At 70.4% G+C, this 5,626-nt stretch carries 5 protein-coding genes, 2 tRNA genes and 1 pseudogene; 5 read left to right on the forward strand and 3 right to left on the reverse strand.

Annotated features, from left to right (window positions below; translation table 11 throughout):
* Together JWQ05_RS12100 and aroA are read right to left on the reverse strand one after the other, a co-directional pair.
* A pseudogene (locus JWQ05_RS12100) lies at positions 1-67 on the reverse strand ((d)CMP kinase); the annotation flags it as partial.
* Between the two features lie 6 nt (positions 68-73).
* On the reverse strand, positions 74-1,423 hold the full coding sequence (gene aroA, locus JWQ05_RS12105; RefSeq protein WP_299658695.1) for a 3-phosphoshikimate 1-carboxyvinyltransferase: 1,350 nt from the start codon (positions 1,421-1,423) through the stop codon (positions 74-76).
* A 255-nt stretch (positions 1,424-1,678) separates the two neighbouring features.
* Between aroA and JWQ05_RS12110 the strand changes: the two genes are divergently transcribed.
* From JWQ05_RS12110 to JWQ05_RS12130, 5 genes are all read left to right on the forward strand, one after another.
* Positions 1,679-2,071 carry a TIGR02300 family protein gene (locus JWQ05_RS12110; protein ID WP_299658696.1) on the forward strand — a complete coding sequence of 131 codons (393 nt, stop codon included), beginning with the start codon at positions 1,679-1,681 and terminating at the stop codon, positions 2,069-2,071.
* 168 nt (positions 2,072-2,239) lie between these two features.
* A tRNA-Ala gene (locus tag JWQ05_RS12115) sits at positions 2,240-2,315 on the forward strand.
* Between the two features lie 278 nt (positions 2,316-2,593).
* Positions 2,594-2,669: transfer RNA gene (locus JWQ05_RS12120), tRNA-Ala, on the forward strand.
* 139 nt (positions 2,670-2,808) lie between these two features.
* Complete coding sequence (locus tag JWQ05_RS12125) at positions 2,809-3,363, forward strand: hypothetical protein (protein ID WP_299658697.1); 555 nt, start codon at positions 2,809-2,811, stop codon at positions 3,361-3,363.
* Positions 3,364-3,432: 69 nt separating this feature from the next.
* Positions 3,433-3,876 (forward strand): DUF2147 domain-containing protein, encoded by a 444-nt coding sequence (locus JWQ05_RS12130; protein ID WP_299658698.1) that lies wholly within the window; start codon positions 3,433-3,435, stop codon positions 3,874-3,876.
* 56 nt (positions 3,877-3,932) lie between these two features.
* Here the strand turns inward: JWQ05_RS12130 and JWQ05_RS12135 are convergent.
* On the reverse strand, positions 3,933-5,626 hold a 1,694-nt coding region (locus tag JWQ05_RS12135), incomplete at its 5' end, for an alanine--tRNA ligase-related protein (protein WP_299658699.1).

Raw genomic sequence — 5,626 nt, forward strand, 5'->3', positions numbered from 1 at the left:
CGAGGCGCTTGGCCAGGGTGCCCTTGCCGGAGGCGGCGGGGCCGTCGATCGCAATCACCATCGGCATCGCGGGTCAGCCCTCGATCCGGCCGCCGAGGGCCCGCATCGTCGGCAGGAAGCTCGGGAAGCTGGTAGCGATCATCGCGCCGTCGTCCACGGTCACGGGTTGAGTTGTGGCGAGACCCATGACCAGGAAGGCCATGGCGATGCGTTGGTCGAGATGGGTCGCCACCGTGCCGCCGCCGCGCGCCGGCGCGCCGGTGCCATGGACGACGAGGTCGTCGCCCTCCACGAGGTAGGCGACGCCGTTGGCGCTCAGGCCGTCGGCCACCGCTGCGAGACGGTCGGATTCCTTCACCCGCAATTCGTGCAGGCCCCGCATCCGCGTGGTGCCCTCGGCGAAGGCGGCGGCGACGGCGAGCACGGGATATTCGTCGATCATCGACGGCGCCCGCTCCGGCGGCACGTCGACGCCCTTGAGGCGGCTCGCGCGCACCCGCAGGTCGGCCACGGTCTCGCCACCCTCCTCCCGCTCGCGCAGGGTCTCGATATCGGCGCCCATCTCGATCAGGGTGGTGATGAGCCCGATGCGCAACGGGTTCATCATCACGCCCTCAATCACCACCTCCGAGCCCGGGACGATCAGGGCCGCCACCAGGGGGAAGGCCGCCGAGGACGGATCGGCGGGCACGATCACTTGCGTGCCGCGCAGAATCGGCTGTCCGGTGAGCGCGATGGTCCGGCCGTGACCCTCGGGCCCGTGCGGCACGACGCTCACCTCCGCGCCGAACAGGCGCAGCATCCGCTCGGTGTGGTCACGGGTGGCGGCGGCCTCGATCACCGTCGTGGTGCCGGGCGCGTTGAGGGCCGCCAGAAGCACCGCCGACTTGATCTGCGCCGAGGCCACGGGAGTCTCGTAGGTGATCGGGATCGCCTCGCGCGGACCCCGCAGGGTCAGTGGCACGCGCCCCCCCTCCTCTTCGCTCACCACCTGCGTCCCCATCCGCACCAGCGGATCGAGGATCCGTCGCATGGGGCGCTTGCGCAGCGAGGCGTCGCCATCGAAGGTCGCGGTGACCGGCTGGCCGCCGACGACGCCCATCATCAGGCGCGAGCCCGTGCCGGCATTGCCGAAATCGAGCACCTCGGCCGGGTCCGTGAGCCCGCCGAGGCCGACCCCGCGCACGCGCCAGTGCCCCTCGCCCAACCGCTCCACCGAAGCGCCGAGGGCCCTGGCGGCGGCGGCGGTCCGCAGCACGTCATCACCCTCCAGGAGGCCCTGCACGTTGGTCTCGCCGATGCTCAGGAGCCCGAGGATCATCGCCCGGTGCGAGATCGATTTGTCGCCCGGCGGGCGCAGGCTTCCCCGCAGGGGCAGGCCCGGATGGGCGGTCAGCGGTTGCGGCTCGGAATCATGGGACACGGGCTGGGACTTTTCGGCTGGGCGCTGGAGCGCGGGCGTCGGAAGGCCCGCGCGTCGATCATGGGGCCGGTTAACACAGCATGGCGGCTGCCGTCATCCAAAGGAGCCTGTCCTCGACGGTGCCGATGGAATTCGCCCGGGGAAACCCCACGCGGGACCGCAAGGCCGCTCGGTGATCAACGGAATTTGACACGAGCCCGCGACGCGACTAACGGGGCCCCTCTCCCAAAAGATTGCACGTATTAGAGGTTGCCCGTGGCCAGACCGGAACTCGGCTTGAAGCGTCAATGCATGAGCTGCGGCGCCAAGTTCTACGACCTCGACAACGATCCCCCGACCTGCCCCAAATGCGGGACGATCTACCAGGTCGCCGCTTTGTCCAGCCGCGCCGCTCCGGCGCTCGCGGCCCGCGCCGCCGCCGTGCCGGCGGATGACGAAGAGGATACGGACGCCGAGAAGGGTGGTCCGGAGATCGTATCGCTCGACGAGGTCGAAGCGGCCGAGGACGAAGCCGACACCACCACCGAGGATGTGGACGGCGACAGCAACGACGACGCGGACGACACCTTCCTCGAGGAGGAAGATGCCGGCGACGACGATGTGGCCGACCTGATCGACAGCGACATCGAGACCGACGAAGAGAGCTGAGCCGCGCACCCCCCGAAAAAACCCGTCGGTGCAAAAAACTTTGCCGGCGGGCGACAAAGGGGGTTGAGGCGGCGGGAAAGCCCCAGTACATCACCGCCATCGACGGCGGGCGCCACGCCCGCCGCCCGAGACCGCGCCGGATGTTCCCAACATCGGCGCGTTGAGAGTGGGGCCTTAGCTCAGCTGGGAGAGCGCTTCCATGGCATGGAAGAGGTCATCGGTTCGATCCCGTTAGGCTCCACCAATCTCTACTTCTCGTCTTGACGGTTCTGTTTGCTCCCCCGTCATCGGCCGCACGATGGATGTCCGTCGGGCGGCTTTCTGCCGTCCGTGTTCCAGGCGCGCGCTCTGACGGTGATCCGTGGACGCCGCCGAAATCCGCGCGAAAGCGGTTCGGTCCGCTGAAATAGGGGTTGAGGCGGCCGGAAAGCCCCCGTATATCACCGGCATCGCCGAACGGGTTTCAGCCCGTCCGTCGCGAACGACCATCCCGGGCGCTCCAGTCGCCGGGATGTGACAAGTGGGGCCTTAGCTCAGCTGGGAGAGCGCTTCCATGGCATGGAAGAGGTCATCGGTTCGATCCCGTTAGGCTCCACCAAAACTTCCCCCGGCTGCACCGACATCGCCATGGACCTTTCGCACCGCGCTGCCTATTGCGGTGCGCAATGCCGTTCTGCTGACGGCGGGCCGGCGTCGTCCCGACGCGACGTGGCGGGATGGGACGCGGTTCGGTTCTGATGGCAACGCCCCTCCCCGACCGTGCGAGCATCGTCGACGAGGCGGCAGGCCGCCTGCGCGACCTTTGCGATCGTCTCGTCGCCGGCCCGAGTGCCACCGCCGTGCTGGAAGCCTGGTGCCGGGAGCATGGCGCCTCGCCGGGCACGCACCTCGTCGCCGACATCGTGCCCTGTCCGGATCGGCCGCCATCCTCCGCCCAGCGCGAACGCCTGGAACTGCCGCGCGACGGCCTCGTGCGCTATCGCCGGGTGCGACTCACCTGCGCCGGCCGGGTCCTGTCCGAGGCGGAGAACTGGTACGTCCCGTCCCGCCTCACCGCCGCGATGAACCACCTGCTCGACACCAGCGAGGTCCCCTTCGGCCGCGTGGTGCACGACCTCGCACCCGCCCGCCGCAATCTCGGCCTGCGCTTGCTCCCCGCCGGCCGGGACCCCGCGACCGCCGGCCCGGATGCTCCCCTCTTCGCGATCGAGGCGCTGCTGCTGCGCCACGACGGCCTGCCCCTCTGCGAGGTGGCCGAGATCTATACCGGCGCCGTTCTGGCGCAGGGCTGAGGGTCGGGGTGGATCGGCCGGGACTCACGCGCTATGCCGCTCGCCGCGAAATTGGACAGGGTTGACGACATGACGTTGAACGGACGGGCGGCACCGCGCATCGGCATCGCGGCCACGATCGGCCTCGCGCTCGGCGGCGTTCTGCTGTCGAGTGTCGCCTGGGCACAGAAAGGCCCCGACGCGACCGGGCTGTGGCTGACGGAGACGGGCGATTCGAAGGTGCGCATCACCCGCTGCGGCAGCGGCTATTGCGGGACTCTGGCCAGCGTCTCCGGGCCGGGGCTCGATGCCAAGAACCCGGATGCGTCCTTGCGTGGCCGCAGCCTCGTCGGCGTCGAGATCATGAACGCCCGCAACGCCAGCGGCGACGGCTTCGAGGGGACGCTCTACAACCCGAACGACGGCAAGACCTACGCGGGCAGCCTGGCGATCAAGGGGCCGAACGTCGTGGAGGTCTCGGGCTGCGTGATGAGCGTGTTCTGCAAGCGCCAGACCTGGAAGCGCGTGAACTGAGCTTTCTCGCGCCCGCCCCCCCCCGCGAGGATGCGCGAGGGCGTCTCGATTCCGGATCAGGCCGCGAGGGCTGCCCGGATCGCCTCGATGGCGGCCTGGGCGCCCGCACCCTCCGGACCGCCTGCCTGCGCCATGTCGCGGCGTCCGCCGCCGCCCTTGCCGCCGAGATGCCCGGCACCCGCCCGGACAAGCGCCACGGCGTCGAAGCGCTCGGTGAGGTCCGGGGTGACCCCGACCACCAGCCCGGCCTTGCCGTCGGGCGCGACGCCCACGATGGCGACGATGCCGGAGCCGAGGCGGGTCTTGCCCTCGTCGGCCAAGCTCTTGAGGTCGCGCATCTCGACGCCCTCGACCACCCGCGCCATCACCTTCACGCCGCCGATCTCGGCGATGCCGTCGTCGCCCGACGCGCCGGCGCCGCCCATGGCGATCTTCTTGCGCGCCTCGGTGAGGTCTCGCTCCAGGCGGCGGCGATCCTCGATCAGCGCCGAGAGACGGTCCGGCACGTCGGCCGTGGAGGCTTTCAGCAGACCGGCGATCTGCGACAGCGTGCGGCTCTCCTCCGCCCGGTGGCGGCGCGCCGCGTCCGCCGTCAGGGCCTCGATGCGGCGCACGCCGGCACCCACCGCGCTCTCGCCGACCACCGAGACCTGGCCGATCTCGCCCGTCTGACGGGCATGGGTGCCGCCGCACAGCTCCACCGAGAACGCCTTGGTGCGCCCCGCCTCGCCCGCCACGGGCGCGCCCATGGAGACCACCCGAACCTCGTCGCCGTACTTCTCGCCGAAGAGCGCGCGGGCACCCGATTCGATGGCCTCGTCCTGGGCCATCAGCTTCGTCACCACGGGTGTGTTCTGCAGGAGGACCGCGTTGGCGATGTCTTCCACCGCCCGGATCTCGGCCTCGTCCATGGGCTTCGGGTGGCTGAAATCGAAGCGCAGGCGCTCGGCCGAGACGAGCGAGCCCTTCTGGGCGACGTGGTCGCCGAGGACCTGGCGCAGGGCCTCGTGCAGCAGGTGGGTCGCCGAGTGGTTGGCACGGATTGCCGAGCGGCGCCCGTGGTCGACGGCGAGTTCCACGGCCTGGGCCAGGGACAGCGTTCCCGCCTCCACGGTGACGTGGTGCACGAACAGGTCGCCGAGCTTCTTCTCGGTGGCGGTCACCCGGGCGGTCAGACCCGGCGCCGACAAGGTGCCGGTATCGCCGACCTGACCGCCGGATTCGGCGTAGAATGGCGTCTGGTTGACGAGGACGAGACCGGTCTCGCCGGCCGACAGGGCTTTCGTCTCGGCGCCGTCGCGCAGGAGCGTGGTGACGATGCCCTCGGCGCTCTCCGTCTCGTAGCCCAGGAACTCGGTGGCGCCGACGCGCTCCTTCAGTCCGTACCAGACCGTCTCGGTGGCGGCCTCGCCCGAACCCGTCCAGGCCGCGCGGGCGGCCTTGCGCTGGCGCTCCATCGCCTGTCCGAACGCGTCGGTGTCGACGCCGATCCCGCGCGCCTTGAGGGCGTCCTGCGTCAGGTCCAGGGGGAAGCCATAGGTGTCGTAGAGGGTGAAGGCGGTCTCGCCCGAGAGGTTCTGGCCGGATGCCAGGTCGCGGCTCTCCGCGTCGAGGATCGCGAGACCGCGCTCCAGGGTGCGGCGGAAGCGGGTCTCTTCCAGGCGCAGGGTCTCGGCGATGAGCCCCTCGGCGCGGGTGAGCTCCGGATAGGCTTGGCCCATCTCGCGCAGCAGCGTCGGCACGAGGCGGT

The organism is Methylobacterium sp. (genome assembly GCF_028290105.1).
GTDB lineage: Bacteria > Pseudomonadota > Alphaproteobacteria > Rhizobiales > Beijerinckiaceae > Methylobacterium.